Below are 26382 nucleotides of genomic sequence, written 5' to 3' on the forward strand. Positions count from 1 at the left end.
GCTCAGGCCTGTTCGAGCGAGCGCTCGGCAACGCCGGCGAGGTGGCTGCGCATGGCCTCCACCGGGGCGAGGTCGTCGCCGGACTCGAACGCGGCGATGATCTCCGCGTGCTCGGCGACCGCCTGGTCGAGGTCGTAGACGCCGAGGTCGGCGCTCTGCCGGAGCCGGTGCACGTGGGCGCTCAGCGACTCGGCCATCTGCAGCAGGAACCGGTTGCGGGCCGCCCGGATGATCACCAGGTGGAACTCCCAGTCGGCGTTGAAGTACTCGCGCAGGTCGGCGTAGCCCTTGGGGGGCTGCCCGTGCTGCTGCTGGCGCCTGCGCACCCGGTGGGCGCTGAGCACGTGCTCCGCGTGCGCGATCTTCAGGTCCGGCAGGAACGACTCCGTGTGCGGCACCGCCCGCTCCACCGCGGCCAGCTCCAGCATCGTGCGCGCGTCGAGCAGCTCGGCCATCTGCTCGGGCCCGAGTGGCGGCGCCACCCGGTAGCCCTTGAGCGCCGTGCGGGACACCAGGCCGGTGTGCTCCATCTGCACGAGTGCCTCGCGCACCGGGGTGGGGGAGACGCCCAGCTCGCGGGCCAGTGAGTCGATGCTCAGCGAGCTGCCGGGCGGCGTCGTGCCGTCGAGCAGCATCTCCAGCACCGCGTCGTAGACGCCGTCGCGCAGTGCCCGCCGGTCGACGGATCCCGCTGCGGCGCGGGCGTTCGGCTTGGTCGTCACTCGTTCATCTCCTGCGGGCTGCTGACGGCGTGAGGATATCCCAGCACGGCGTGGCGCCCTCCCGTCCGGCGCGCTGACGATCTTGTCCGGTTCCCGGAGAATCCTATAGGATATTGGCACCCGTTAACGACGTTCGGAGTCGACGATGACCAACCTGGCCGAGCCCGCCACGGCGCGGGCCGCCTTCCCCTCGGCGCGCGAATGGCCCATCGGCGCCGCCCTGCTGCAGTTCCCCTCGGTGACCCCGGACGGGGTCGTGGTGCAGCAGGCGGGCGCCCGCGTGTGGTCGGCGGTCCTGCGCGAGGTGGCCGCGGCCGGGTTCGACCACGTCGACCTCACCGACAGCTGGCTGCGCCCCGGCGACCTCGACGCCGAGGGCCTCGCCACGCTGGAGCGGGTGCTGGCGGACAACGGACTCGGCGTGAGCGCCATCTCCGTCACCCGGCGCAGCGTCATCGACCCCGACCCGGACGTCGCCGCGGCGAACGTCGCCTACAGCCTGCGCACCGTCGACGCCGCGGCGCGGCTCGGCATCGGTGTGGTGTCGGTGGGACTGCACCGGCCTCTCACCCCGGCGCAGCGGGCCGCGCTGTGGTTCTGGACCGAGCCCGGCCCCGCCGACCCCGTGGGCGACGAGCGGACCTGGGCCAAGGCGGTCGATTCGCTGCGCGCCATCGGCGAGCGCGCGGCGACCGCGGGAATCCAGGTCTCGCTGGAGATGTACGAGGACACCTACCTGGGTACGGCCGACAGCGCCGTCGCGCTCCACCGGGACGTCGGGCTGGCCAACGTGGGGCTCAACCCCGACATCGGCAACCTCGTGCGGCTGCACCGGCCCATCGAGGACTGGGAACAGCTGCTGCTGCGCACCCTGCCGCACTCGAACTACTGGCACATCAAGAACTACTACCGCGATCACGACCCCGCGACGGGGGCGTACTTCGCGACACCGGCGCCGCTGGAGTCCGGGATGATCAGCTACCGGCGGGCGATCGAGATCGCGCTCGCGTGCGGGTTCACCGGGCCGATCTGCGTGGAGCACTACGGCGGCGACGGGCTGTCGGTGTGCGCGAGCAACCGCGAGTACCTGCGCCGGATCCTGGAGGTCAAGCTGGCCGCGCTGGAGCGCTGAGCCACCGCGGTTCGGCACCGCCGTGTTCGGTGAGGCCGGGCCAGCGCAGCGCGTGCCCGTCGTAGCGGCCAGGAGGGGCGACGGCCAGCGTGCCGTCGCCCACATCGGTCAGCAGGCTCCCGACGTCCCGCACCGCCGCGGTGGACGGACGCCGGGCGGCTCACCACCGGCGACCGCGTCCCAGGCCCGCCACAGGGCATCCATCCGCCGATCTTCCCACCCCCGGCCGTATCGCCCGCCGCGATCTCCGTCGACAATGTGGACCCCGACCGCCGACCGGAAGCAGGTGTCATGGCCGCCACCTCGTTGCTGGAGCTGACCGCCGACGCGACGTTGCCCGAGGACGGGTTCGCCGGGACGCTGCTCGGCCGGGCGTGGAACCCGGCCGCGGGCGGACCGTCGCCGGTCGCCGTCCGCGCCGGCGGGGTCGTAGACGTGTCTCACCGGTTCGCCACGGTCGCCGACCTCGCGGAGACCGCCGACCCCGCGAGTGCGCTCGCCGAGACCGACGGCGAGCGGCTCGGCGACCTCGGCGAGCTGCTCGCCAACACGGTCGCCCATCCCGGCGACCCGGCGAGAGCGCGGCTGCTCGCGCCCGTCGACGTGCAGCCGGTGAAGGCCGCGGGCGTGACGTTCGTGATCTCGATGCTGGAACGGCTGATCGAGGAACGCGCGCTCGGCGATCCGGGTGCGGCGGCAGACATCCGGCGCGAGATCGGCGAGCTCGTCGGCTCCGACTTCTCGCGGCTGCGGCCCGGCTCCGCCGAGGCGGCTGAGCTCAAGCGGCTGCTCGTGGAGCGCGGGGAGTGGAGCCAGTACCTGGAGGTGGGAATCGGGCCGGACGCCGAGATCTTCACCAAGGCGCTGCCGCTGTCCTCGCTCGGCACCGGCAGCAGCGCCGGGGTGCTGCGCACGTCGGAGTGGAACAACCCGGAGCCCGAGATCGCGCTGCTCGTCAGCTCCGCGGGCCGGATCGTCGGCGCGACCCTCGGCGACGACGTGAACCTGCGCGACTACGAGGGCCGCTCCGCGCTGCTGCTGCCGAAGGCGAAGGACAACAACGCCTCGTGCGTGCTCGGCCCCTTCGTGCGGCTCTTCGACGGCACGTTCGGCCTCGACGACGTCCGCACCACCACGGTCACCCTGGAGGTGACCGGGCGCGACGGCTTCACGCTCACCGGTTCGTCGGCGCACAGCGAGATCAGCAGGGACCCGGCCGACCTGGTCGCCCAGCTGATCGGCCCGCAGCACCAGTACCCGGACGGCGTGGTGCTCATGCTGGGCACGATGTTCGCGCCCGTGGCCGACCGCGACGAGCCCGGCGGCGGGTTCACGCACCGGGAGGGCGACCTCGTGCGCATCTCGGCGCCCCAGCTCGGCACGCTCACCCACGAGGTCCGCTTCTGCGACGACTGTCCACCGTGGACCTACGGCGTCACGGCGCTGATGCGCAACCTCGCCGCGCGGGGCCTGCTCACCTGAACAGTGCCCCGTGCGGCGGAAGGTCAGCGGTCCAGCTCGGCGAGCACCTTCGCCACCACGGTGTCGGTGGCGAGGCCGTAGCGCTCGTGCAGGGTCGGCAGCGCGCCCGCGTCGAGGAACTCGTCCGGCAGCGCGATCGGCACCACGCGCTTGCCGAGGCCACGGGAGACCACGGCGGAGGCGACCGTCTCGAAAAGGCCGCCCACGACGGTGTGGTTCTCCAGCGTCACCACGAGCCGGTCGCTGTCCACCTCGGCCAGCACCGTCTCGGCGTCGAACGGCTTGATGGTGGGGGTGTGCACAACGGCGACGTCCACCTTGTGCTTCGCCAGCTCCTCGGCCGCCTGCAGGGCGCGCATCGTCATCAGTCCACTGGAGACGAACACGACGTCGGTGCCGCCGCGCAGCACGGCGGCCTTGCCGAGCCGGAAGGTGTAGTCGTACTCGTCGAGCACCGTCGGCACCTTGCCCCGCAGCAGCCGCAGGTACGTCGGCCCCTCGGCCTCGGCCAGCTGCGGCACCGCCTGCTCGATGTCCACCGAGTCGCACGGGTCGACGATCGTGAGGTTCGGCATGCCCCGGAAGATCGCGACGTCCTCGGTCGCCTGGTGGCTCGGTCCGTAGCCGGTGGTGAGCCCCGGCAGGCCGCCGACGATGTTGACGTTGAGCTTCGGCTCGGCGATGTCGAGGCACAGGAAGTCGTACGCGCGCCGGGCGGCGAACACGCTGTAGGTGGAGGCGAACGGCACGAGGCCCACCTCCGCCATGCCGGCGGCGGCGCCGAACAGCAGCTGTTCCGCCATGCCCATCTGGAAGAACCGCTCGGGGTGGGCCTGCGCGAACACGTGCATGTCGGTGTACTTGCCGAGGTCGGCGGTGAGGCCGACGATCCGGTCGTCACGCTCGGCGAGGGCTGCCAGCGCGTGCCCGAACGGGGCGCTCGCGGTGCGCTGGCCGGGGTCGGCGAACGACGCGATCATCGCCGAGGTGGTGAGGCGCTTGGTGGCGGTGGTCATCGTGCTCCTTCGTGTCCCTCGGTCAGCTGGTCGCGGCACAGCTGCCACTCGTCCTCGTCGATGCGCATGAAATGCGCCTTCTCCCTGGTCTCCAGCAGCGGCACGCCACGGCCGATCCTGGTGTCGCACAGGATCACCGACGGCTGTCCCACCGGCCGCGCCCGCTCGGCGGCGGCGTCGAAGGCGGCCAGCAGTGCGTCGATGTCGTTGCCGTCGACCCGCTGCGTGAACCAGCCCGCCGCCTCCCATTTCTCCTCGGCGGGCTCGATGCCGAGCACGCCCTTGGTGGGGCCGTCGGCCTGCAGCGCGTTCATGTCGACCATGGCGGTGAGCAGGCCCAGCTGGTGGTGGGCGGCGCCCATCGCGGCCTCCCACGTCGAACCCTCGTCGAGCTCGCCGTCGGAGAGGAAGTTGAAGACGCGCTGGTGCCTGCCCTTGAGGCGCAGGCCGAGCGCCATGCCGACGGCGACGGTCAGCCCGTGACCGAGCGAGCCGCCGGAGATCTCCATGCCGGGCGTGTAGGAGGCCATGCCCGACATCGGCAGCCGGGAGCCGTCGGAGCCGTAGGTCTCCAGCTCGCTCACCGGCACCGTGCCGGCCTCGGCGAGGGCGGCGTACAGCGCGATCGCGTAGTGCCCGGTGGAGAGCAGGAACCGGTCGCGGTCGGGCCAGTGTGGGTCGTCGGCACGGAAGCGCAGCTGGTCCGCGTAGGTCACGGCGAGCAGGTCGGCGACGCCGAGCGCCTGCCCGACGTAGCCCTGTCCCTGCACCTCGCCCATGTCGAGGATGTGGTGGCGCATGCGGTATGCCGCGTCCCGCACCTTTTCGGCCCTGGTGGTGGTCATGATGGCGGTTGTTCCTTTCAGCTCACGGCCGCGGCGGGCCTGCCGGCGTCCTTGGCGGTGGCGCCGGTCTTGACCGGCGCGGTTTCCTGGGTGAACGCGGCGGCGACGGTGGAGACGACGCCCAGCAGGACGAACAGGAGTGCCGGACCGGTCCAGCCGATCCAGCCGTACAGCGCCGTCGCGAGGAACGGCAGCAGCCCGGCGACCATCGAGGCGCCGTTGTAGCCCAGCGAGATGCCCGACGAGCGCACGTCGCGCGGGAACTGCTCGGAGAACCACGACGACTCCACGGCGAAGATCGGGTCGTGCGAGAACAGCAGGCCGAGCGCGACGGCGACGATCACCATGATCAGCGCGCCGGTGTTGACCATCAGGAACATCGGGATGCCGAACGCGATCGTGAACAGCGAGCCGATGAGGAACACCGGTTTGCGGCCGATCCGGTCGGACAGGGCGCCGAACAGCAGGTGGCTGCCGAGGCCGAGCGCGGAGCCGACCATCGTGCCGATCAGCACGCTCTCCTTGTCGGTGAGGGAGGCCAGCACCACGTACGACAGCAGGAAGCTCGTGGTGACGTAGTAGCCGCCGGTCTCGGCCAGGCGCAGCGCCATGATGCGCACGATGACCCGCCAGTCGCGCCGGATGACGTCGAGCGCGGGGGCCTTGCGGATCTCCTTGCGCTCCTTCATCTCGGTGAACTCGGGCGACTCGGAGATCCGCATCCGGATGAACATGCCCGCCGCGATCATCACCACCGAGAGCAGGAACGGCATCCGCCACACCCAGTCGCCCTCGAACAGCGCCTCGGAGAGCAGGAACGCGCCGTTGGCGAGCAGCAGGCCCGCCGGGATCCCGATCTGTGGCACGGCGCCGTAGAAGCCGCGCTTGCGTTCGGGGGAGTGCTCCACCGCCATCAGCACGGCGCCGCCCCATTCGGCACCGAAGCCGATGCCCTGGAGGATGCGCAGCAGGATCAGCAGAATGGGCGCGAGCACACCCACCTGTCCGTAGGTCGGCAGCACTCCGATGAGGACGGTGCCGATGCCCATGACGGTGAGCGACCACAGCAGGACCTTCTTGCGGCCGAGCCGGTCGCCGTAGTGCCCGGCGAGGTAGCCGCCGAGCGGGCGGAAGAAGAAGCCGACGGCGAGCGTGGCGAACGAGGCCAGCACGCCGACGAGGTCGTTGCCGGAGTGGAAGAACACGCTGCCGAAGTAGGCGGCCGACGCGGTGCCGTAGATGAAGAAGTCGTAGCTCTCCACGGCGGTGCCGATCATCGAGGCGACCGACACCTTGGCCGGGTTGTCCTTGCGGGAATCGGGGACGGAGGACATGACGGCTCCCTCTACTCGGTCTCGGTGTAGGTCTCGATGACGCGCGAGTCGTCCCGCTGGACGAGCCCGGCGGCGGCAGCGCGGTCGTAGCGTTCCCTGGCGACGTCGAGCAGCGGCGTGTCCGCGCCCGCGCCGCGGGCCGCCGAGGCGACCAGGTCGCTGTCCTTGACGAAGATCCCGATCGTGCTGGTGACCTCCACGTCGGTGCCCTGGAGCATGCGCGGGCCGCGGTCGGACAGCATCCATGAGCCCGCCGCGCCCTGTTCCACGAGCGAGAGCACCCGCTCGCGGTCGAGGCCGAGCCTGCCGGCGAGCGCCAGCGCCTCGGCGGCCGCGACGATGTGGACCGAGCACAGGTGCTGGTTGACGACCTTGATGGCCTGCCCGTCGCCGATCGCGGTGCCCACCTCGCGCACGGTGCCGAAGCGGTCCAGCACCGGTCGCGCGGCCGCGATCTCCTCCGCGGGGCCGGAGGCGAAGAGCGTGAGCTCGCCGGTGCGGGCGCGGGCGACCCCGCCGGTGACCGGGACGTCGAGCACGCGGGCGCCCGCCGCGGTGAGCCGGGTGGCCTGCTCCCGCACGGAGTCGGGGCCGACGGTGCTCATGATGATCCAGCGCTGGCCGGCCACGTCACCGGTCAGCGCCTCGTCGACGAGTGCCGCCAGCTGAGCCGGCGTCGCCACCATCACGACGACGAACTCCGAGCGCGGAGCCTCGGTGAAGGCCGCGACGGCGGGGATTCCGTTGGCCGAGGCCCATTCCCTGGCCTGTGGCGCGGGGTCGACGGCGACGACGGCGTGCCCGGCGGCGGCCACGCGGCTCACCATCGGCCTGCCGATCGCGCCCGCGCCGACGAACACGACGGCGGATTCGCTCATGGAGGTTCTCCTGTTTCTGGGTAGGGGGTAGCCACACCCGCGCTCGATGCCGCTGAGCGGGGCGTTGGGGGAGCGGGGTCGCAGGGTCAGCCGGTGCCGGTGAGCGACGACCAGACGTCGAAGTGGCGGCGCATCGCGGTGCGGGCGCCCTCGCCGTCACGTTCGCCGACGGCCTCGACGATTCCGTAGTGGACGGTGTCGATGACGCGGGTCTTGCCCTCGGCGAGCGGTTCCCGTTCCACGGCGGCGCGGCGCCGGTCGATCACCTCGGTGCGCAGTACGTGGCTCAGGCCGTCGTGCAGGAGGCTGAAGATCGGGTTGTCGACGATGTGGAAGAGGCGGCGGTGGAACTCGAGATCGGCTTCGAGTGCCCGCTCGTCGTCGCCCTCGCTGCTGGCCCGGACCATGTCGTCGACGAGGCCGCGCAGGTCGTCGACGTCGTCGGCGGTGGCGAGGCGGGCGGAGGCCTCGGCGACGGAGATCTCCAGCATCTCGCGGGCGGAGCGGAACTGCTTGCCGCTCAGGTGGCCGAGCTGGCTGGAGAGGTCGAAGTAGAGCTGGAAGAAGGCCGCGTCGGGAGCGCCGAGGTAGGAGCCCCGGCCCTGCGTGCGATCGAGGAAGCCGAGCAGCTCCAGCATCGACAGCTGTTCGCGCAGCGTTCCCCTGCTGACCTCCAGTGAGGTCACGAGCTCCCGCTCCGTGGGCAGGCGGAGCCGGCCGGTCTCGGGCTCGGGGGTCGCCTGCTCGGCGAGGCTGCGGACCAGGTAGGAGAGGTCCACGCCCATGCACCCACCTCCATGTAGGGCTTTGGTTTAACCAATGCGGCCACATTAGGGGCGGGTTACCAGCATGTCAAGACATTGGTTAAACCTATCTTGGAAGTGGGGGGTCTCCCGGGCGATGGGGCCCGGGAGACCCGTCACCAGCTCAGACGACCGGCTGCTCGTCGTCCTCGTCGGCGCTGTCCCCGTCGAGCTTCCACGTGAGCTGGAACTCGATCTCCTCCTCGCCGTCGCTCCGCTCGTGCTCGATGGAGAACTCGGCACGCGCGGGCACACGGATCCGCTCACCGGCGACCTGGATCCGGAACGGCGTCTCGGTCTCCAGCGCGTCGGCGAGCCGGCGCAGTTTCGCGACCACCTCGCCCGTGGAGTAGAAGCGTTCGATGTCACGTTCGGCGTCGGCCACGGTGACCCTCCGATTCTGGGCATTTCGCCTACATCTGGCTGACCCGCGCATTCAATCGGTGCGCCGTCACCACGCGTGCACCGGGGTCAGCGCAGGCGGGCCAGCAGCGTGCTCGCTCCGGGACCGGACAGTTCGCCGTCGGCCACGGGCCTGCCGGTGAGCACGAGCAGCAGCGACTCGGCACTCGCCCGCACCTCGGGGCCCTCGCCGTGCGACCACGGGAGGTCCGAGGTCACCAGCCGCAGTCCGCGGATCGCCGTGCGCGCGTGGCCGCCGATCGTGATCGTGAGCGGCCACCGCATCGTGGTGAAGAGGTCCGCCACGATGGGGAACGCCGCCGGGTCGAGTGGCGTGGTCCGGCCCAGCGGGCGGCGGATGTCGAGTGCGTGCACGACGGCGTCGGCGAGTGCGGCCACCTCAGGGGTCCCCGGCGGCCGTGCGCCGCTGGCCGCGTTGGCCCGCAGCTGCGCCAGTATCGCGTCCCGGCCCCGTTCCGCCCAGCGCCGCGCCGCGTCGGCGCTGAGCCGGTTGACCCTGAACCCACTGCGCACGAGCAGCCTCAGCAGCTGCGGCGGCCGCTGCGCTGGCGCCCAGGCCAGGTGCGCGGCGACGTCACGGACCGTCCACCCGGCACACAGCGACGGCACCGCCCAGTCGTCCGGTGCCAGGCCCTCGAGGAAGTCCGCGAGGTTCAGTCGCTGCGCCCGCACCAGCGCGGCCAGCTCGCCCATCGCCGGAGTATCGCACCGCCCGGCCCTTGTGAACAGGCACGACCGGGATGACACTGGACGTCCGAGAGCCGGCCGCGACCGTCCACAGTGACCGCAGGCGCCCGCGTGATCCGGCTGCGTGGCCGCGAGTGTGACCGGGAGGCCGCCGTGCTGAGTGTCGTTCTCGAGGAGCACCTGGCCAAGCTCGCGGCGGACCCGGCCTCGGCCGCGTCCGAACCGGCGGTCACCGCCACCGCGGCGCCCGGGGAGCAGCGCGTGCGGGTGGAGGGCAGCCCGTTCGCGTGGTATGCGGACCTGCCGAGAGCGGTGGGCGGAGGCAACTGCGCGCCCAGTCCCACGCTGTACCTGCTCGGCGCCCTCGCCGCGGGCGCCGTCGCGTTCCTCCGTGACGTCCTCGCACCGCAGTGCGGAGTCCGGCTGGACGACGTGACGGCCGTGGCCCGGTGCGGGCAGGACCTGCGCGGCCTCGCCGGGATGGCGGGCACCGAGCCCAGGCTCGCGGGGCTGTCCCTCGACATCCGCCTCGACTCGCCCGACCCGGAGCACCGGCTGGAGACACTGCGGCGCGCGTGGGCCGACCGGTGCCCGGTCTACCTCGCACTGTCCGAACCGGTCGCCGTCACGGTCACGTGGTCATGAGCGCACCGCCCGCCGCGCACCGGGCCACGCTCGCCACCGGCGTCACCCTCGCGTTCGCGGAGCAGGGCGAGCCCTCCGGCGTGCCCGTGGTGCTGCTGCCGGGCTACGCCGACTCCCACCGCTTCTTCGAGCCCCTGCTGCCGCACCTGCCGCCCGCGCTGCACGTGTACGCGGTGACCCCGCGCGGGCACGGCGACTCCACCAAGCCCGAGCACGGCTACGCGCTCGCCGACCTCGCCGCCGACGTCCCCGCGTTCCTCGACGCCGTGGGCCTCGAGCGTGCCGTGCTGCTCGGGCACTCCAGCGGCGGCCTCGTCGCCCAGCGCTGCGCGATCGACCGGCCCGGCCGGGTGCTGGGGCTCGTGCTCGCGGGGTCGCCGCGCGGGCTGCACGGTCTGCGGCCGCCGTTCGCCGCCACGGTCGAGCGCATGTCCGACCCGGTGGGCCAGGACCTCGCCAGGGAGGTGCTGGGCACGATCCCGGTGACGGCCGCACTGCCGGAGTCTTTCGTCCAGGAGATGCTGGCCGAGAACGCCAAGCTGCCCGCACGCGTGTGGCGCGCCGTGCTCGCCGGGCTGACCGAGGCCCGCCCGCCGACCGAGACCGGCGTGCTCACCGTGCCGCTGCTGGTGCTGTGGGGCGAGCGCGACGCCCTCCTCGGCCGCGAGGACCAGGAGCGGCTGGTCGCGGCCACGCCCGGCGCGCGGCTCGTCACCTACCCCGACGCGGGACACCTCCTCGCGTGGGACGCGCCCGCGGCGCTCGCCGCCGATGCGACGGCGTTCGCGCTGGGGCTGTGACCGCCATTACCCCACCCGGTGGCGACACGGTGAGGTCAGGGGATCACCGGAAGCCAACGCCGCCTTGCGTACCCTTGCCCGCGTGCGTATGCGGGACGGCCTTTTCAAGATGCTCGGTCTGTGTCTGCTCGCCGGCGTGCTGGTGGCGGGGATCCTGTTCCCCGTCGTCGGCGCCGCGGGGGTGATGTCGAACGAGGCGAGCGACACCGTGGAGTCCATGTCCTCGGACCTCGCCGACGACCCGCCACCGCTGGTGACCACCGTCACCGACCGGGAGGGCAGCCCGATCGCGACGCTGTACGACCAGTACCGCATCCCGACGGCGCCCGACCAGATCTCCGAGGCCATGAAGTGGGCCCTGATCTCCGTGGAGGACCGCCGCTTCTACGAGCACCACGGGGTGGACTGGAAGGGCACCCTGCGCGCGGCGATCAGCAACACCTCCGGCGGCGACACGCAGGGCGCCTCCACGCTGACCCAGCAGTACGTGAAGAACTACCTCATCAACGTCACCTACCGCGACGACCAGCTCGGTCAGCAGCGGGCGCAGGAGGCGACCATCGCGCGCAAGCTCAAGGAGGCGCGCGTCGCGATCCAGCTCGAGACGAAGATGAGCAAGGAGGAGATCCTCGCCGGCTACCTCAACGTCGTCGAGTTCTCCCGCCAGATCTACGGCGTCGGCGCCGCCGCGCACGCCTACTTCGGCACGACGCCGGACAAGCTCACCGTCACGCAGGGCGCGCTGCTGGCCGGCATGGTCAACAACCCCGTCGCCAACGACCCGTGGAACAACCCGGAGCGCGCCACGGAGCGGCGTAACTTCGTGCTCGACAAGATGGTCGAGAACCGCAAACTGTCCGAGGAGGACGCCGAGCGGCTCAAGGCCGAGCCGCTGGGCGTGGTGCCGAACGGCCCGGAGAAGCCCGCCGCGAACTGCGTCGGCGCCGGCCCCGAGCACGGGTTCTTCTGCCAGTACGTCGAGGACTACCTGCTCGAGCAGGGCATGACCAAGGACGACCTCTACACCGGCGGCTATACGATCCGCACGACGCTCGACCGGGAGGCCAACCACCTCGCCAAGCAGTCGGCCGAGGAGCAGGTCGGCAAGATGGAGGAGAACGTCGCCAACACGCTGTCGCTGGTGAGGCCGGGCAAGGACCGGCACGAGGTGGTGGCCCTGGCCGCCAACCGCGACTACGGGCCCGACGCGGAGGCGGGGCAGACCGAGTACGCGCTGCCCTCCGACGTCGCGAACGTGACCGGTGCAGGGTCGAGCTACAAGGTCTTCACCGCCGCGGCGGCGATGGCGACGGGCAAGGTGGGGATCTACGACACGATCCAGTCGCCGAGCTCGTACGTGTCCCAGGTGTTCAGCGGCAGCCCCGCCCCGTGTCCCTACATCGCGCCCTACACGCGCGGCTACTGCGTCACCAACGCCAGCGAGGGCGGCAGCGGCTCGATGACGTTGCAGACCGCGCTGCAGACCTCGCCCAACACCGCGTTCGTGATCCTGGAGGAGCAGGCGGGAATGAAGGCCGTCGTCGACATGGCGAGCAAGCTCGGCCTGCGCAAGACGATGGCGTCCAACGCGGCGAACGGCGGCGCGGTGGACCCGGAGGCCGAGAGCCAGGAGGTCAGCCAGAGCCAGACCCAGTTCTTCGGGCCCTCCGCGAACTCGCCCGGCAAGGGCTCGTTCACCCTCGGCGTGAGCCCGACGAGCGGGCTGGAGCTCGCCAACGTCGCCGCGACGATCATGAGCGGCGGCGTGTGGTGCCCGCCGACCCCGATCGGGGAGATCACCGACCGCGACGGCAACCCGATGCCGATCAAGGAGCAGCCGTGTGAGCAGGCCGTGCCCGAGGGCCTCGCCAACACGCTCGCCGTCGGCATGAGCAAGGACGACCTGCCCGGAGGCACCGCGGCGGCCGCCGCCCAGGGCGTCGGCTGGGACCGCCCGATGATCGGCAAGACCGGTACCACCCAGGTCAACGGCTCCGCGGCGTTCCTCGGCGCCACGCCGCAGCTCGCGGGCGCGGCGATGGTGTTCCGGCCCGACCTGCCCAACGGCGGCCTCTACGACGGCGGGCCCGGCAACGTGAGCGCCGTGCCCGGCGAGAGCGGCAACATGTTCGGTGGCAAGACGCCCGCCCGGACGTGGTTCGGTGCGATGAGCAAGATCCTCGAGGGCGAGCCCGCGCTGCCGCTGCCCGCCAGCGACCCCAGGTACGAGCGCTTCGACTAACGACCGTCGCCGCCTGCGCGGGCGTGGTGCTGGCGCCGCGCTCGCTGGACCACGGCGATCAGCACCTCCTTGGCGGAGGTGCGGTCACGCGCGTCGCACAGCAGCACCGGCGTGCCGGGGTCGAGATCGAGCGCCGCGGCGACCTGCTCGACCCGGTACCGCCGGGACCCGTCGAAACAGTTGACCGCGATCACGAACGGGATCCCGCGCTGCTCGAAGTAGTCGACCGAGGGGAAGCAGTCCTCGAGCCTCCGGGTGTCGGCGATCACCACGGCGCCGAGCGCGCCGTGGCTGATGTCGTCCCACAGGAACCAGAACCGGTCCTGGCCCGGGGTGCCGAACAGGTACAGCGACAGCCGCTCGTCGAACGTGATCCGGCCGAAGTCGATCGCGACGGTCGTGGTGGTCTTGCGCTCGACGCCGTTGGTGTCGTCGATCCCGGCTCCCGCCTGGCTGAGCGACTCCTCGGTACGCAGCGGGCGGATCTCGCTCACGGCTCCCACCATCGTCGTCTTGCCTGCGCCGAAGCCTCCGGCGATCACGATCTTCACGGCGGTGAACGGGGCGGCACGACGGACCGGCCGCTCAGAGGGCACGAAGGCCATCAAGGACTTCCCTCAGGATCTGGTCGTTGGGCAGTCTGCCCGGTGGATTCGGCTGGGTGACGCGGATGTGCCCGGCGTCGAGCAGGTCGGCGATGAGGATGCGGGCGACGTTGAGCGGGAGCGCTGCCCTCGCGGCCACCTCGGCGACCGACAACGCGCGGTCGCGGCACAGCTCGAGGATGGTGGCCTGCTCGGGGCTGAGCGTCAGGTCGTACTCGGGGCGGGTACTCGCCAGCACGAGCGCGATGACGTCCAGGTACTCGCCGGCCGGCCGGGCCCGTCCCTTGGTCAGCGCGTACAGCCGCACCATGGGACCCGACTCGTCGCCGTACCAGCGCCCGTTGTCGCTCACGGCCCGGTTCCCTCCTGCAGGACCGGGTGCCCGTTCATGCGTGGTGCGGTGTAGAGGTGTTCGCCGACCCGGCCGACCAGGCGCGCCATCTCGTAGGCGATGAGCCCGATGTCGCTACCGGCCTCCGCGAACGCCGTGAGGCATGTGCCGCCCCCCGCCGTGATCACGAACAGGAACCCGCCTTCCAGCTCCACCATCGTCTGCCGGGCGGCGCCGGCGTCGAACTGCCTGCCGACGCCCTTCGCGAGACTGTTCAACGCCGATGCCACGGCCGCGAGGTGCTCGCCCTCCTCCCTGCTCATCCCGGCCGAACCGGCCATGGGGAGCCCGTCGTCGGACAGCAGCAGTGCGTGTCTGACGCGGGGCGCGTTGCCCACCATCTCGTCCAGCAGCCAGCTCAGCTCCTGGCTGCTGTCGGTGGCCTCGACCATCGTTCTCCTCCGTGTGTGCCTGGAGGACGCGTCACTCGTTGCGCCCTCTGATGAAGCCCCGCTGCAGGGCGGACATCGTCGCGCGCGCCTGCTCGGGGGAGCCCTGTGGTGCCGGGGCCGGGCCGGGGGACCGCTCCGTCGCGGTCCGCAGGCCCGGCGCGAGGCTGGCCTGCCGCCTTCGCCTCGGCAGGCCGCCGGTCTCGCCGTCCGCGGTGGGCGGAGGACCGTCGGAGCCCGGTGCGAGCTGCCGCGCCTGCCGCGGGGGATCGGGCGGGGGCCGGTCGGGATCCGGCGCCGCCGGTGCGCGCTCGGGCTCGGGCGCGGCCGCGACGGCGGCGGGCTGCCTGGTGGCGGCGCCGCTGCGCACGAGCGCCTTCGGCTCGGCGATCGTCGTGAGGATCGAGCTGGGCAGCAGGAGCACCGCGGTGGTGCCGCCGTAGGCCGAGCGGCGCAGCGTCACCGTGATGCCCTGCCGGTTCGCCAGCCTGCTGATCACGAAGAAGCCGAGCTGGTCGCTGTCGAACAGGTCGAGCTGGTGTGCCTCGGAGATCCGCCGGTTGGCCTCGGCCATCGACTCGGGCCGCATGCCGAGGCCGCGGTCCTCGATCTCCACGACGAAGCCCGCGCCGACGGGTTCGCCGTTCACCAGCACCGTCGTGTTCGGGGGCGAGAAGGACGTCGCGTTCTCCACCAGCTCGGCGACCATGTGGGTCAGGTCGGCGACGGCGGAGCCCTGCACCGCGACGTCGGCCATCCGCCGTACCTCGACCCGCTGGAACTCCTCGACCTCGGCCACGGCGGCGCGCAGCACGGTCATGAGCGGGACCGGCTCGCTCCACACGCGGCCGGGCGTGGCGCCGGACATGATGATGAGCCCCTCGGCGTGCCTGCGCATGCGGGCGGCGAGGTGGTCGAGGCGGAACAGATCCTCCAGATCGGCGGGATCCTCGATGCGCCGCTCCATCGTGTCGAGCAGGCTCAGCTGACGGTGCACCAGCGACTGGCTGCGCCGTGCCAGTGTGACGAACACGCCGGAGACGCCGGTGAGCAGCTCGGCGCGTTCGGCCGCCGCGCGCAGGGCGGCGCCCTGGACGGCGTTGAGCGCGCTGCCGACCTCGCCGATCTCGCCGTCGCCCGGCGGTACCACCGGCACGTCGTCGACGTCGATCTTCTCGCCCGCCCGCAGTCGCCGCATGGCCTTCGGCAGGCGGTTGCGGGCGAGCTCCAGCGCGGAGTCCCTGAGTCCGACCAGCTCCAGCACGTGCTCCCGGCCGATGCGCACGGAGATCACCAGCGCGAGCACGACGGCGAGCAGACCGAGCGTCACGGTCACCGCGCCGCGCGTCAGCGCCGAGTCTCCGGCCTGCTCGGCCGCGGCGGACGCCGAGGCCGAAGCCGAGGCCCGCACCGCACCGAGGTCCTGGTTCACCGTCTCCATCGCGGCGCCCCATTGGCCGGCGAAGACCGTGCTGGTCACGGGGCGGCCACCCGGGTCGGTCAGTACCTCGTTCTGTAACGCGGTGAGGGACCGGTAGGAGTCGTCGGAGAGCAGCCGCTCGTAGCCGGGCAGCGCGGCCTGGTCGAAGCCCGTGCTGAGCTCGCCCGCGAGCAGGCGCTGCCCGCCCACGGCGTCGCCGAACGCGCGGCGCTGGTCCGCCGTCAGCTCGCCCGCGGCCTGCGCCGAGGCCATGACGGCGTCCTGCCGCGCCAGCATCTCACCGAGCCTGGCCAGCGGCAGCACCGCGTTCTCCGGCAGTCCACTCTGGACGTTCGCCAGCGCCGCGTCGAGTGAGAACACCTCCTGGATGGCGTCGGAGTAGCCGGTGAAGGCGGTCTGCCAGTCGCGGGTGCCCTCGGCGGCTCGCAGGCGTGACAACGCCTGCTCGATGGCGCCGAGCCGCTCGTTGACGCCGGGGGCGAGGCTCGCGATGTCGGCGCTGGTGAGGGCGACTCCGGTGCGCAGCGCCCGCAGCGCGGATTCGGTGCCCGCCTTTCGCCGGTCCAGTTCCGCCTGCTCGCCGGCGCCGGGGCGGGCGAGCAGCACGGCTGCGGCGGCGCGCTCGGCGCGCAGGCTGGCGACGACGCCGTCCACCGGCGCGGAGAGCTGGGCGCTCAGTTGCCTGAGCTGCCGCAACGTCCACGCTTCCTGCACGGTGGACACCGTCGCCAGCGCCCACAGCACCATGAGTGAGACGACCGGGACCAGGAGCAGGGCGACGATCTTCGCCCGGATCGTTTTCGGGCGTAACCGTTGCCGAACTGGTTGCGGGCGCGTTTCAGTGGCGTGCAAACCGTGACGCACGGACATGCATTCTCCATCTCGGAGCAAAAAGTAAAATCAGGGTGCGAAGCGCCGAAAATGCGTGCGCGTCGTCAAAGTGCGAGCTGGGAACCGGCCTGGTCCGATGATTTTTCCACCTCGTCGGTGATTTTCGGCGGCCGGGCGGAAAGCGCGACAAAAGCCGAGGTCAGGAACAGGTAGGAACCGAGTACGACGGTCAGCGGGAAGATGAACTGCATCGGCGTCGCGCCCGGGGTGGCGCCGTGTGCCGCGTGCACGTCGACCTCGACCGCGGCCATGCCCGTGTAGTGCATCGCACTCACCGCGACGCCCATCACCAGCGAGGCCCCGACGGCGGCCGCGGGGCCACGGATCGTCAGCGTCGCCCACAGCGCCGCCGTCGCCGCGGCGATGGCGATCATCACCGACAGCGCCACCACGACGGGGTCGTAGCTGACGGATCCGGACAGGCGCATCGCCGCCATTCCGAGGTAATGCATCGCGGCGACGCCGATTCCGGAGACGAGACCGCCGAGCAATACGGCGAGCGTCCTCGACGAGAGGTAGCCGACGGCGAACACGCCGATGCCGACCACGGCGATCGCGACGATCAGGCTCAGCACGGTGAGGGTGACGTCATAGCGCACGTCGGTGCCGGTGACTCCAAAGCCCAGCATCGCGATGAAGTGCATCGTCCAGATGCCGGTGCCGATCGCCATCGCGCCGTTGATCAACCAGCCGCGCCTGGCGCGACCCTCCGCCGCGAGCGCGCGCACCGTGCACCGGAGTCCGAGCGCGCTGCCGACGCAGGCCATCACGTACGAAAGAATGGGGGTTATCCAGCCGAAACCGAGCTCCGTCATCGAGCCGATCTGATTCATTGTCGTCCAATCGAAAGCAACTCCTCCTCCCCCGAGTTTTGCTGGAGCAGGACAGTAACTCAGTTCCGTTGAAAGTGACAATAGTACTACGAAGTAGGTTCATAGTTAGTTACTGGCCGGGACACCGAATTGCCGGTCAGAGATCAACATGTGATTTTGCTCCCGTTGACCGCAATTGTCGCGAAGGTTTCCGGCGGGTGTCGCCGTGACCGGTGCCTTGCGCCGGGGCGCCGGTTGCGGGAAGCCTGGCGGCATGGACATCGTGACTCCCGGTTTCCGGGGCCGGCGCCGTGAGCGGGACCGTGCGCTGCCGCCGGGCCAGTACCTCGCCGAGGACTTCCCGGTACTGTCCGCGGGCCCGACGCCGAGGGTGCGGCCCGAGGGCTGGCGGTTCACGATCGAGACCGAGACCGGGGAAACGCACGCGTGGACGTGGGCGGAGTTCCTCGCCCTGCCCGCCGAGACGCCGAGGGTGGACATCCACTGTGTCACCCGCTGGTCCAAACTGGACACCGAATGGCGGGGCGTGGCACTGGACACGTTGCTGGCTGGCGTCGACACGGCTGCCGACTTCGTGATGGCGCACTCGTTCGACGGCTACACCACCAACGTGCCGCTGGAGGACCTGCTCGACGGGCAGTCGTGGATCGCCTACGAGTACGACGGAGAGCCGCTCGATTCCGAGCACGGTGGCCCGGCGCGGCTGCTGGTGCCGCACCTGTACTTCTGGAAGTCGGCGAAATGGGTGCGCGGGCTGACGCTCTCACACGCCGACGAGCCGGGCTTCTGGGAGTCCTCCGGCTACCACCACTACGGCGACCCGTGGCGCGAGCAGCGGTACCAGGGGGACTGATGGGCCGCCTTGACTGGCGGGTCGCCCGGCTCGCCGGTCACCGCGACGAGACGCCGACCGCGCGCACACTCCTGCTCGACGTGCCCGGCTGGCCCGGTCATCTCGCGGGCCAGCACGTCGACGTCCGGCTGACGGCGCAGGACGGTTACCGCGCCGAACGCCCGTACTCGCTCGCCGCGCCCTCGGGCGGCGACCGCGTGGAGCTGACCGTGCAGCGGATCGGTGACGGTGAGGTGTCCCCGTTCCTGACCGAGGAGATGCGGATCGGCGACCCGTTCGAACTGCGAGGGCCGATCGGCGGCTGGTTCGTCTGGCGGCCCGCCGACCCGGCCCCGGTGCTGCTCATCGCCGGCGGGTCGGGGATCGTGCCCCTGCGCGCCATGCTGCGTGCGCGGGAGGAGGTGGGCAGCCGCGCGCCGTTCCGGCTGATCTACTCGGTTCGTACGCCCGAGGACGTGTACTACGCCGACGAGTTGCGAACCCCGCGGCCGGGCGTCGACGTGCGACTGGTCTATACCCGCAAGGCGCCCGACGGCGCGCGCACGGCGCCGGGCCGCCTCGGGCTCGCCGAGCTCAACAGCCACGGCTGGCCTGCCGAGTTCGCTCCGAACTGTTTCGTCTGCGGGCCGACGGGTTTCGTGGAGACGGTGGCGGATCTGCTGCTCGCGCTCGGGCACGACGCACGCCGCGTGCGGACGGAGCGGTTCGGCCCCGCCTGACTCACGCGAGGAACCCCGGCAGCGGACGGGGATCCGGGCTCGGCGCCCACCGCCCTTCGTTCTCGGCGTAGGTCCAGCGCGGGCCGCGGCCGGTGATCTCGCGCAGCGCGGTGACGAGCCGGCCGACGTGCTCGCGGGTCGTGCCGAGCCCGATGCTGACCCGCACGGCCTGCCCGCCCTCGCCGCCCGCGGCCGTGATGAGCCGGCGGGTGGCGATGTGCGCGCAGAACGCGCCGTCCCGCACGCCGATGCCGTACTCGGCCGACAGGACGGCCGCGAGCAGCCCGGGGGACAGGCCGTCGATGACGAAGGAGACCGTGCCCACCCGGTCGCCGTCGTCGTCGAACAGCCGCAGCACGCGCAGGCCCGGCACCGAGGCGAGCCCGCGATCGAGCCGCGCGAGCAGGTCCGCCTCGTGTGCCTCGATGCGCTCGCGCCCGGAGGCGACCTCCGTGCAGGCGACGCCGAGCGCGTGCGCGCCGACGGTGTTCGGGGAACCGGCCTCGTGCCGTTCGGGCCCGGTGTTCCAGACCACGCCGAGTCCGTCGTCGTGCCGGGCCACGAGCTTGCTGGCGCCGCCACCGGAGAGGTACGGCTCCGCCGCCCGCAACCAGTCGGCCCTGCCGACGAGCGCGCCAGCCCCGAAGGGCGCGTAGAGCTTGTGCCCGGAGAGCGCGACGTAGTCGGCGTCGAGTTCGCGCAGCGACACGGCGCGGTGGGGCGCGAGCTGGGCGGCATCGACGGCGATGCGGGCTCCGGCGGCGTGCGCGACCCTTGCCAGCTCGGCGATCGGCAGCACCTCACCGGTCACATTGGACGCACCGGTGACCACGACCAGCCGGGGTCCCTCGGGGCAGCGGCCCAGCGTCTCGGCGAGCGCGCGCACGGCCTCGTGCCGGGTTCGCGGGGCGGGCACGCGGTACACGTGCCTGCCCCGCCACGGCAGCAGTGCGGCGTGGTGCTCGGTGTCGAACAGGACGACGGCCGTGCCCTTCGGGACGGCGCGGGCGAGCAGGTTGAGCGCGTCGGTGGTGTTGCGCGTGAGGATCACCGTGTCGGACGACCGCGCGCCGACGAACGCGCCGACGGCCCGCCTGGCGCGTTCGTAGACCTTTGTGGACACCTGTGAGGCGAACCCGGCGCCCCGGTGGACGCTGGCGTACCACGGCAGGAACTCGTCGACGGCCCTGCGCACGGCGGAAAGGCACGGTGCGCTGGCGGCGTGGTCGAGGTTCGCGTAGCCGATCTCGCCGCCGGTCACCAGTGGCACGCGCAGGTCGTCTCCCGCGGTGCCGGGCACGGCAGGCGGGATGACGGTGGTGAGGGCAGGGGATGCGAACGTGACGGACATGTGGCCTCCTCGGTGGGTCCTGGGACCCGGTGAGGGGCCCGCGCTTGCCCGCCTGTTCCGGCGAGCCAGGTCGTCACCCGGGGCACCCCACCACGGTCGGAGGGTTGCCGGCCAGCAAGCCGGGGCTTGACGCTGGCGCTCATGACCTAGCCGAGACGGTACCTCACGGCGCGGCCCCGGCGCGAGGGGTATTCGTGGCCGACCGCGAGTATAATGAAAACCGTTGTCAACAAGGAAGGGAAGGGAGTGGCCGTGAAGGTCCGGAAGTCGTTGCGCTCGCTGAAGAACAAGCCGGGGGCGCAAGTGGTGCGCCGCCACGGCAAGGTGTTCGTCCTCAACAAGCGCGACCCGCGCTACAAGGCCCGTCAGGGCTGACGCGGCTCAGGCAGGCAGGCGCACGCCCGCGAGCTGGGTCGCCTGGGCCACCAGCCGGTCCTTGCTGTCCCACGCCTCGGCGATCTCGTCCATCCGGTCGCCAGCGACCACGCCCGCCCGCATCCGCACGCGCACGGGGCCCGGGGCGGGCGGCCGCCGCAGGTAGGCGCTGAACTGCAGGGTCGGCGCCCACCCCGGGATGCCGAGGTCGTATGACACCGGCGGCACGGGATCGAGCGCCACCAGGAGGCTCAGCGGGTCCCAGTCGGAGCCGTCGGCGAGCCGCTGCCAGCCGGAGATCTCGCCCCGGCGCGACGGCGTTCCACCGAGGAAGCCGAGTGGGCGCGGGTCGAGCCGCTGCTCCACCACGTCCATGAGGTCCACCCGGAAGCCGGCGCCGGGCGCCTCGGCAGGGACGCGCACGCACTCGTGCTCCGGTGGGAGGTCCGCGGGCGTGACGCCCGACCAGTACGGCTCGTCGTCGGCGAGCGGGCCGAGCGTGAGCAGTGCCTCGGCGCACGGGGTGCCGTCCTGGTCGAGTCGCACGCGCGACTGGGTCAGTCCGTTGCCCGCGCGCAGCACCTCCACCGACACCTGCGCCGGGCCGGCCTGCGGCGGCACGGCGAACGACGCGCTCACCGCGTGCGGGTGTGCGTGTGGCCCGACCTCCGTGGCGGCCCTCGCCATCGCGGCCAGCAGGTAGCCGCCGTGCATCCGGCCGCCGACCGTCCACTGGGGATCGAGGTCCACGGTGAACACGTCGGCGCCAGGCCCGCGCGTGAGCGCCGTGGCCTCCTGGAAGTTGCCCATGCGCTCAGATTGACAGCGTCAAGTTGACGGTGTCAAGTCGGCTCTGTCACGCTGGAGCGATGAGGTCGACGCGCTCGCGCGCACGCCCTGGCGAGGGTGAGAAGCTGCGCGAGGAGATCCTGCTCGCGGCCGAGGCGCTGCTCGTCGAGACCGGCTCCGACGGGGCGCTCACCCTGCGCGCGGTCGCCGCGCGCGCGGGGGTCACGACGCCGTCGGTCTACCTGCACTTCGCGAACAGGGACGACCTGCTCGAAGCGGTGTGCCTGCGGTCGTGGGGCGAGCTGGAGCGCCGGATGCGGGAGCACGCCGAGGGCGTCGACGACCCGCTGCGCGTGCTGGGCCGCTGCGGTCGCGGCTACGCCACGTTCGCCCTCGAGCACCCGGTGCAGTACCGCGTGCTCCTGATGCGGCCCTCCGCCCACCGGTCGCCGGGTGCGCGGGCGTGCTTCCGCTACGTCACCGAGGCCGCCGCGGCCTGTGTGTCGGCCGGGATCATGCGTGGCCGCCCCGAGTCACTCGCCGTGGGGCTCTGGTCGGCGCTGCACGGACTGGTGAGCCTGCTGATCGCGCAGCCGGAGTTCGACTGGCCGGACGACCTCGACACGCTGATCGACAACGTGGTGCGCATGGCCGGTTTCGGCACGGTCCTGGCCTCCCGCATCCCGCGCGAGGCGACCCCGGCCAGCGCCCAGCTCGCCGAGGGGCTCGACGCACTCACCGCGAGCTGGCCGGAGCGGGATCAACCGCGCCGGTAGTGCAGGCACACCGCTCCGTGCGCGAGCGTTGCACTGCTCGCGAGCGTCCAGCCGGACGCGGGCAGTCCTTCGGGCAGCAGCCGCAGCCCACCACCCAGCAGGGCCGGCACGACGGCGAAACGCAGGTCGTCGATCAGGTCGGCCTTCAGCAGCGTCTGGATCACGCTCGCGCTGTTGAGCACCATGATGGCGCCGCCGTCCGAGGCCTTCAGCGCGGCGACCTCGCGCTCCGGCTCGCGTGCGACCCGGGAGTTCCGCCAGCCCGCGCTCTCCAGCGTGCGGGAGAACACCACCTTCTCCACGGCCTCCAGCCAGCGGCCCAGTTCACGAGTGCGCGCGTCGGTCGCGGGGTCCCGCGTGATCGCGGGCCACACCGAGGCGAACCCCTCGTAGTTGGTGCGGCCCAGCAGCGCGGTGTCCACCCCGCGCCACACGCCCTCGAAGTACTCTGCCGTCTCCTGGCGTCCGGCGTGCCGGTACAGCCACGTGTCGTGGGCCGGCCCCTCCGGTCCGCTGGTGTAGCCGTCGATCGAGATGCTCGCCCAGGCGATCACGCGGCGGCCTGCGGTGTCGGTCATGGCGGTCTCCTCCGCTCGGTGGCCGCGCCCGTATCGCGACCCTCACGTGGAGCGTCGAAGACGGCGCGTCTCGATCGACACCCGGCGGAGAAATCAGGAACCGGCGACCTCCGGGACCGGGGTCACGAGCCTGCCCTCGGTCAGGAACGTGTGGAGGTTGCGGAAGGTCAGCTCGCCCATGGCCTCGCGCGTCTCGCGGGTCGCGCTCGCGATGTGCGGCAGCAGCAGCACGCTGTCCAGTTCGAGCAGCGGTGCCGGGACATTCGGCTCGTCGGCGAACACGTCGAGTGCGGCGCCCGCGATCCGGCCCTCGGTGAGCGCCGACACGAGCGCGGGTTCGTCGACCACGCTGCCGCGCGCGATGTTGACGAGGTAGCCGTCGGGCCCGAGTGCGGCGAGCACGTCGGCCCCGACGAGCCCGCGCGTCGCCGCGCCGCCCGACGTGGCGATCACGAGCACGTCGGCACCCTCGGCCAGTTCCACGGGTGAGGCCGCGTAGCGGTACGGCACACCCTCCACCGGGTTGCGCGAGTGGTAGCTCAGCTCGGCGTCGAAGCCCTCCAGCCTGCGTGCGATGGCGCGGCCGATCCGGCCGAGCCCCAGGATGCCGACGCGCTTGCCGCTCACCTTCGTCGAGAGCGGGTAGCCGCCCGGGGTCCACTCGCCCCGCCGGACGTACCGGTCGGCGGCGGCGAGCCTGCGCAGCACGTCGATCAGCGCGCCCACCGCGAGGTCGGCGACGCAGTCGGTGAGCACGTCGGGGGTGTTGCTGACGTCGATGCCGCGCGCACGGGCCCTGGCCACGTCGGTGGTCTCGTAGCCGACTCCGAAGTGGACGATCGCGCGGAGCTTGGGCAGTGCGTCCATCAGCTCGTCGCTGACGCCCACCCGCGCGCTCGTCACGGCGGCCACCACCTCGTGCCCGTGCTCGGCGAGATAGGCGGCCGGGTCGGGCTGCTCGGCGAGGCGCACGGTGTCGTGGTGCGTGGCCAGAGCCTGCTCCAGCGACTCCAGCAGCGGGCACACCTGCAGGACCACGCCCTGCGGGGCGGACTGGGTCATCGAAACTCCTGCCGTGTTCAGTCGCGGTCGAGTGCGGGCCGCTTCGGGTCGAAGCTCCAGCCGTTGACGAGATACCGCATGGCCGCCGCGTCGTCGCGGGCACCGAGGCCCTCGCGCAGGTACAGCTCGTGGGCGGCCTCCACCTGCTCCGGATCCAGCTCCACACCGAGGCCGGGGCGATCCGGCACGGTCAGCTGGCCGTCGGTGAGCGGATACGGCTCCTTGGTGAGGCGCTGGCCGTCCTGCCAGATCCAGTGCGTGTCGATCGCGGTGATCTCGCCGGGCGCCGCAGCGGCCACGTGGGTGAACATCGCCAGCGACACGTCGAAGTGGTTGTTGGAGTGCGAGCCCCACGTCAGCCCCCACGCGTCGCACAGCTGCGCCACGCGCACCGAGCCGCTCATCGTCCAGAAATGCGGGTCCGCCAAGGGGATGTCGACGGCGTGCTCGCGCACCGCGTGGCCGAGCTGGCGCCAGTCCGTGGCGACCATGTTGGTGGCGGTGCGCAGGCCCGTGGCGCGGCGGAACTCGGCGAGCACCTCGCGTCCGGAATAACCGTCCTCCGCGCCGCACGGGTCCTCGGCGTAGGCGAGGACGTCGCGCAGCCTCCTGCCGCGCGCGATGGCGTCGGAGAGCAGCCAGCCGCCGTTGGGGTCGAGGGTCACGTTGACGCCGGGGAAGTGCTCGGCGAGCGCGGTGATCACCTCCACCTCCTCGTCGCCGGGCAGCACGCCGCCCTTGAGCTTGAAGTCGGTGAAGCCGTAGCGGGCACTGGCGGCCTCGGCGAGCGCGATCACGGAGTTCGCGTCGAGCGCCTCCTCGTCGCGCAGCCGGAACCACTCGTCGCCGCTGTCGTCGCCGTGGCGGTAGTCCAGATCGGTGCGCTCCCGGTCGCCGACGAAGAACAGGTAGCCGAGCGCGGGCACGCGGTCGCGCTGCTTGCCGTCGCCGAGCAAGGCGGCGACGGGCTGGTCCAGCAACTGGCCGAGCAGGTCGAGTAGCGCCGACTCGATGGCGGTGCACACGTGCACGGTCACGCGCAGGTCGAACGTCTGCTGGCCGCGCCCGCCCGCGTCGCGGCTCGCGAAGCGCTCCCGGACGGCGGCGAGGACCGCGTGGTGGTCGCCGACGCGCGCACCCTGGACGAGGTCCTTGGCCTCCTCCAGTGTCGTGGTGATCGCGGGCCCGCCCGGCACCTCGCCGACCCCGGTGCGGCCATCGGAGTCGGTGAGGATCAGCAGGTTGCGGGTGAAGAACGGACCGTGCGCGCCGCTGAGGTTGAGCAGCATGCTGTCGCGGCCCGCCACGGGGACGACGCGGTAGCCGGTGATGACGGGGACGGTGCTCATGCGCGGTTCACCTTGTCGACGAGTGCGGTCAGCTCACCGAGCTCGGTGCCGGTGAGGTCGGTCAGCGGGGGCCGGACGGGTCCCGGGTCCCGTCCTACCGCACGCAGGCCCGCCTTGACGATCGACACCGCGTAGCCCGCCTTGCGGTTGCGGATGTCCAGATACGGCAGGACGAACTCGGAGAGCTTGCGGTAGACGGCCGCCGTGTCGTGCTCGCGCACGGCGGTGTAGAAGCCGAGGGCGAACTCGGGCAGGAAGTTGAAGATGGCCGACGAGTACGTGGTCACGCCCATCTCCAGGTACGGCAGCGCGTAGGTCTCGGCCGTCGGCAGCCCGCCGATCGACAGCAGCCGCTCGCCCAGCCCCGCGTGGATGCGGGTCATCAGGTCGACGTCGCCGACGCCGTCCTTGAAGCCGACGAGGTTCGGGCAGGTGTCGGTGAGCTCCCGCACGGCGTCGAAGCCGAAGCGGGCGTTGGCGCGGTGGTAGACGATCACGCCCAGCCCGGTCGCCGCGCACACCGCGCGGACGTGGGCGACGAGGCCCTCCTGGGACAGTTCGGTGAGGTACGGCGGGAGCAGGAACACGCCGGAGGCTCCGGCGGCCTCGGCGTCGCGCGCCATCTCGACGGCCTGCGCCGTGCCGTAGCCGGCGGGGGCGACCACGGGCTTGGCCCCGGCGGTCGCGGCGACGGCCGCGCGCACGACGGTGGCGACCTCGGCGGGGGTGAGGGAGAAGAACTCGCCGGTGCCGCCCGCGGCGAACACCCCGGACGAGCCGAAGGGCGCCTGCCACGCGAGGTGCTCGCGGTAGCCGTCCTCGTCGAAGGTCAGGTCCGGCCGCGCGTGCGTGACGGGGAAGGACAACAGTCCCGCACCGAGCGTGGTCCTCAGGTCCTCGGGGCTGAACGGCGTCATGGCGGCTCCAGTGTCGTGAAAGGTTGCCCGAAGCCTAGAACCTGCGGTGATACC

The 26382-nt window shown here is 72.0% G+C and carries 29 protein-coding genes and 1 riboswitch; of the genes, 9 read left to right on the forward strand and 20 right to left on the reverse strand.

What is annotated here, in order from left to right:
- Nucleotides 1-2: 2 nt before the first annotated feature.
- Nucleotides 3-722 carry a GntR family transcriptional regulator gene (locus BA062_RS09795; RefSeq protein ID WP_210406811.1) on the reverse strand — a complete coding sequence of 240 codons (720 nt, stop codon included), beginning with the start codon at nucleotides 720-722 and terminating at the stop codon, nucleotides 3-5.
- Nucleotides 723-867: 145 nt separating this feature from the next.
- Between BA062_RS09795 and BA062_RS09800 the strand changes: the two genes are divergently transcribed.
- Nucleotides 868-1854, forward strand: a complete 987-nt coding sequence (locus BA062_RS09800; RefSeq protein ID WP_110335746.1) for a sugar phosphate isomerase/epimerase family protein — start codon at nucleotides 868-870, stop codon at nucleotides 1852-1854.
- On the opposite strand, the gene BA062_RS39775 is transcribed toward BA062_RS09800, so the two are convergent.
- A complete protein-coding gene (locus BA062_RS39775) occupies nucleotides 1829-1987 on the reverse strand; it encodes a hypothetical protein (RefSeq protein ID WP_168213912.1) in 159 nt (52 codons plus the stop codon). The genes BA062_RS09800 and BA062_RS39775 overlap by 26 nt on opposite strands.
- 158 nt (nucleotides 1988-2145) lie before the next feature.
- Here BA062_RS39775 and BA062_RS09805 point away from each other — a divergent pair, with 158 nt between their 5' ends.
- The gene (locus BA062_RS09805; RefSeq protein WP_110335747.1) at nucleotides 2146-3336 is read left to right on the forward strand and encodes a fumarylacetoacetate hydrolase family protein; all 1191 of its coding nucleotides are present in this window, start codon (nucleotides 2146-2148) and stop codon (nucleotides 3334-3336) included.
- A 23-nt stretch (nucleotides 3337-3359) separates the two neighbouring features.
- On the opposite strand, the gene BA062_RS09810 is transcribed toward BA062_RS09805, so the two are convergent.
- The 7 genes from BA062_RS09810 to BA062_RS09840 form a co-directional block, all read right to left on the reverse strand.
- Nucleotides 3360-4352 (reverse strand): transketolase family protein, encoded by a 993-nt coding sequence (locus tag BA062_RS09810; protein ID WP_110335748.1) that lies wholly within the window; start codon nucleotides 4350-4352, stop codon nucleotides 3360-3362.
- A complete protein-coding gene (locus BA062_RS09815) occupies nucleotides 4349-5197 on the reverse strand; it encodes a transketolase (RefSeq protein ID WP_110335749.1) in 849 nt (282 codons plus the stop codon). Before BA062_RS09815 ends, BA062_RS09810 begins: the two co-directional genes overlap by 4 nt.
- Before the next feature lie 17 nt (nucleotides 5198-5214).
- Nucleotides 5215-6531 (reverse strand): MFS transporter, encoded by a 1317-nt coding sequence (locus BA062_RS09820; RefSeq protein ID WP_110335750.1) that lies wholly within the window; start codon nucleotides 6529-6531, stop codon nucleotides 5215-5217.
- Between the two features lie 11 nt (nucleotides 6532-6542).
- Nucleotides 6543-7409 (reverse strand): NAD(P)-dependent oxidoreductase, encoded by an 867-nt coding sequence (locus BA062_RS09825; RefSeq protein ID WP_110335751.1) that lies wholly within the window; start codon nucleotides 7407-7409, stop codon nucleotides 6543-6545.
- Nucleotides 7410-7495: 86 nt separating this feature from the next.
- Nucleotides 7496-8194: a FadR/GntR family transcriptional regulator gene (locus tag BA062_RS09830; RefSeq protein ID WP_110335752.1), complete on the reverse strand. Its 699-nt coding sequence runs from the start codon at nucleotides 8192-8194 to the stop codon at nucleotides 7496-7498.
- 142 nt (nucleotides 8195-8336) lie between these two features.
- Nucleotides 8337-8597 (reverse strand): amphi-Trp domain-containing protein, encoded by a 261-nt coding sequence (locus tag BA062_RS09835; protein ID WP_110335753.1) that lies wholly within the window; start codon nucleotides 8595-8597, stop codon nucleotides 8337-8339.
- 86 nt (nucleotides 8598-8683) lie between these two features.
- Nucleotides 8684-9328, reverse strand: coding sequence for a maleylpyruvate isomerase family mycothiol-dependent enzyme (locus BA062_RS09840; RefSeq protein WP_110335754.1), 645 nt, complete (start codon nucleotides 9326-9328; stop codon nucleotides 8684-8686).
- Between the two features lie 87 nt (nucleotides 9329-9415).
- Between BA062_RS09840 and BA062_RS09845 the strand changes: the two genes are divergently transcribed.
- The 3 genes from BA062_RS09845 to BA062_RS09855 all read left to right on the forward strand — a co-directional run bounded on the left by BA062_RS09845 (nucleotide 9416) and on the right by BA062_RS09855 (nucleotide 13009).
- The gene (locus tag BA062_RS09845; RefSeq protein WP_245959752.1) at nucleotides 9416-9967 is read left to right on the forward strand and encodes an OsmC family protein; all 552 of its coding nucleotides are present in this window, start codon (nucleotides 9416-9418) and stop codon (nucleotides 9965-9967) included.
- The gene (locus BA062_RS09850) at nucleotides 9964-10767 is read left to right on the forward strand and encodes an alpha/beta fold hydrolase (protein ID WP_110335755.1); all 804 of its coding nucleotides are present in this window, start codon (nucleotides 9964-9966) and stop codon (nucleotides 10765-10767) included. The genes BA062_RS09845 and BA062_RS09850 overlap by 4 nt, the downstream gene beginning before the upstream one ends.
- An 82-nt stretch (nucleotides 10768-10849) precedes the next feature.
- Nucleotides 10850-13009 (forward strand): transglycosylase domain-containing protein, encoded by a 2160-nt coding sequence (locus tag BA062_RS09855; protein ID WP_110335756.1) that lies wholly within the window; start codon nucleotides 10850-10852, stop codon nucleotides 13007-13009.
- On the opposite strand, the gene BA062_RS09860 is transcribed toward BA062_RS09855, so the two are convergent.
- The 5 genes from BA062_RS09860 to BA062_RS09880 form a co-directional block, all read right to left on the reverse strand.
- Nucleotides 13006-13614: a GTP-binding protein gene (locus BA062_RS09860; protein WP_110335757.1), complete on the reverse strand. Its 609-nt coding sequence runs from the start codon at nucleotides 13612-13614 to the stop codon at nucleotides 13006-13008. The genes BA062_RS09855 and BA062_RS09860 overlap by 4 nt on opposite strands.
- Entirely contained in the window at nucleotides 13595-13966 is a 372-nt protein-coding gene (locus tag BA062_RS09865; protein ID WP_110335758.1) for a DUF742 domain-containing protein, read from the reverse strand. The genes BA062_RS09860 and BA062_RS09865 overlap by 20 nt, the downstream gene beginning before the upstream one ends.
- Entirely contained in the window at nucleotides 13963-14397 is a 435-nt protein-coding gene (locus BA062_RS09870; RefSeq protein WP_110335759.1) for a roadblock/LC7 domain-containing protein, read from the reverse strand. Before BA062_RS09870 ends, BA062_RS09865 begins: the two co-directional genes overlap by 4 nt.
- A gap of 31 nt (nucleotides 14398-14428) precedes the next feature.
- Nucleotides 14429-16705: a sensor histidine kinase gene (locus tag BA062_RS09875; RefSeq protein WP_110335760.1), complete on the reverse strand. Its 2277-nt coding sequence runs from the start codon at nucleotides 16703-16705 to the stop codon at nucleotides 14429-14431.
- Nucleotides 16706-16770: 65 nt separating this feature from the next.
- On the reverse strand, nucleotides 16771-17640 hold the full coding sequence (locus tag BA062_RS09880) for an MHYT domain-containing protein (RefSeq protein WP_245959753.1): 870 nt from the start codon (nucleotides 17638-17640) through the stop codon (nucleotides 16771-16773).
- A gap of 172 nt (nucleotides 17641-17812) precedes the next feature.
- On the opposite strand from BA062_RS09880, the gene BA062_RS09885 reads away from it, so the two are divergent.
- Nucleotides 17813-18412 (forward strand): sulfite oxidase-like oxidoreductase, encoded by a 600-nt coding sequence (locus BA062_RS09885; protein ID WP_110335761.1) that lies wholly within the window; start codon nucleotides 17813-17815, stop codon nucleotides 18410-18412.
- On the forward strand, nucleotides 18382-19131 hold the full coding sequence (locus BA062_RS09890) for a ferredoxin reductase (RefSeq protein ID WP_425452887.1): 750 nt from the start codon (nucleotides 18382-18384) through the stop codon (nucleotides 19129-19131). Before BA062_RS09885 ends, BA062_RS09890 begins: the two co-directional genes overlap by 31 nt.
- Nucleotide 19132: 1 nt before the next feature.
- Here BA062_RS09890 and BA062_RS09895 read toward each other — a convergent pair whose 3' ends face one another.
- Entirely contained in the window at nucleotides 19133-20482 is a 1350-nt protein-coding gene (locus tag BA062_RS09895; RefSeq protein ID WP_110335763.1) for an aminotransferase class V-fold PLP-dependent enzyme, read from the reverse strand.
- Nucleotides 20483-20517: 35 nt separating this feature from the next.
- Nucleotides 20518-20629, reverse strand: a riboswitch (SAM riboswitch).
- Between the two features lie 105 nt (nucleotides 20630-20734).
- Here BA062_RS09895 and ykgO point away from each other — a divergent pair.
- A complete protein-coding gene (gene ykgO, locus BA062_RS09900) occupies nucleotides 20735-20857 on the forward strand; it encodes a type B 50S ribosomal protein L36 (protein ID WP_110337168.1) in 123 nt (40 codons plus the stop codon).
- A 6-nt stretch (nucleotides 20858-20863) separates the two neighbouring features.
- Here the strand turns inward: ykgO and BA062_RS09905 are convergent, their stop codons facing one another.
- The gene (locus BA062_RS09905) at nucleotides 20864-21667 is read right to left on the reverse strand and encodes a thioesterase family protein (RefSeq protein ID WP_110335764.1); all 804 of its coding nucleotides are present in this window, start codon (nucleotides 21665-21667) and stop codon (nucleotides 20864-20866) included.
- 59 nt (nucleotides 21668-21726) lie between these two features.
- Here BA062_RS09905 and BA062_RS09910 point away from each other — a divergent pair, with 59 nt between their 5' ends.
- On the forward strand, nucleotides 21727-22422 hold the full coding sequence (locus BA062_RS09910; protein ID WP_110335765.1) for a TetR/AcrR family transcriptional regulator: 696 nt from the start codon (nucleotides 21727-21729) through the stop codon (nucleotides 22420-22422).
- Here BA062_RS09910 and BA062_RS09915 read toward each other — a convergent pair.
- The 4 genes from BA062_RS09915 to kdgD all read right to left on the reverse strand — a co-directional run bounded on the left by BA062_RS09915 (nucleotide 22407) and on the right by kdgD (nucleotide 26328).
- Nucleotides 22407-23000 (reverse strand): dihydrofolate reductase family protein, encoded by a 594-nt coding sequence (locus BA062_RS09915; protein ID WP_110335766.1) that lies wholly within the window; start codon nucleotides 22998-23000, stop codon nucleotides 22407-22409. The two genes, BA062_RS09910 and BA062_RS09915, sit on opposite strands and share 16 nt — an antisense overlap.
- Before the next feature lie 93 nt (nucleotides 23001-23093).
- Nucleotides 23094-24062: a 2-hydroxyacid dehydrogenase gene (locus tag BA062_RS09920; protein WP_110335767.1), complete on the reverse strand. Its 969-nt coding sequence runs from the start codon at nucleotides 24060-24062 to the stop codon at nucleotides 23094-23096.
- Nucleotides 24063-24079: 17 nt separating this feature from the next.
- On the reverse strand, nucleotides 24080-25411 hold the full coding sequence (locus BA062_RS09925; protein WP_110335768.1) for an enolase C-terminal domain-like protein: 1332 nt from the start codon (nucleotides 25409-25411) through the stop codon (nucleotides 24080-24082).
- Nucleotides 25408-26328 (reverse strand): 5-dehydro-4-deoxyglucarate dehydratase, encoded by a 921-nt coding sequence (kdgD, locus tag BA062_RS09930; RefSeq protein ID WP_110335769.1) that lies wholly within the window; start codon nucleotides 26326-26328, stop codon nucleotides 25408-25410. Before kdgD ends, BA062_RS09925 begins: the two co-directional genes overlap by 4 nt.
- Nucleotides 26329-26382 lie beyond the last annotated feature (54 nt).

The sequence above is a fragment of the Prauserella flavalba genome (assembly GCF_003202235.1).
GTDB classification, from domain to species: Bacteria; Actinomycetota; Actinomycetes; order Mycobacteriales; family Pseudonocardiaceae; genus Prauserella_A; species Prauserella_A flavalba.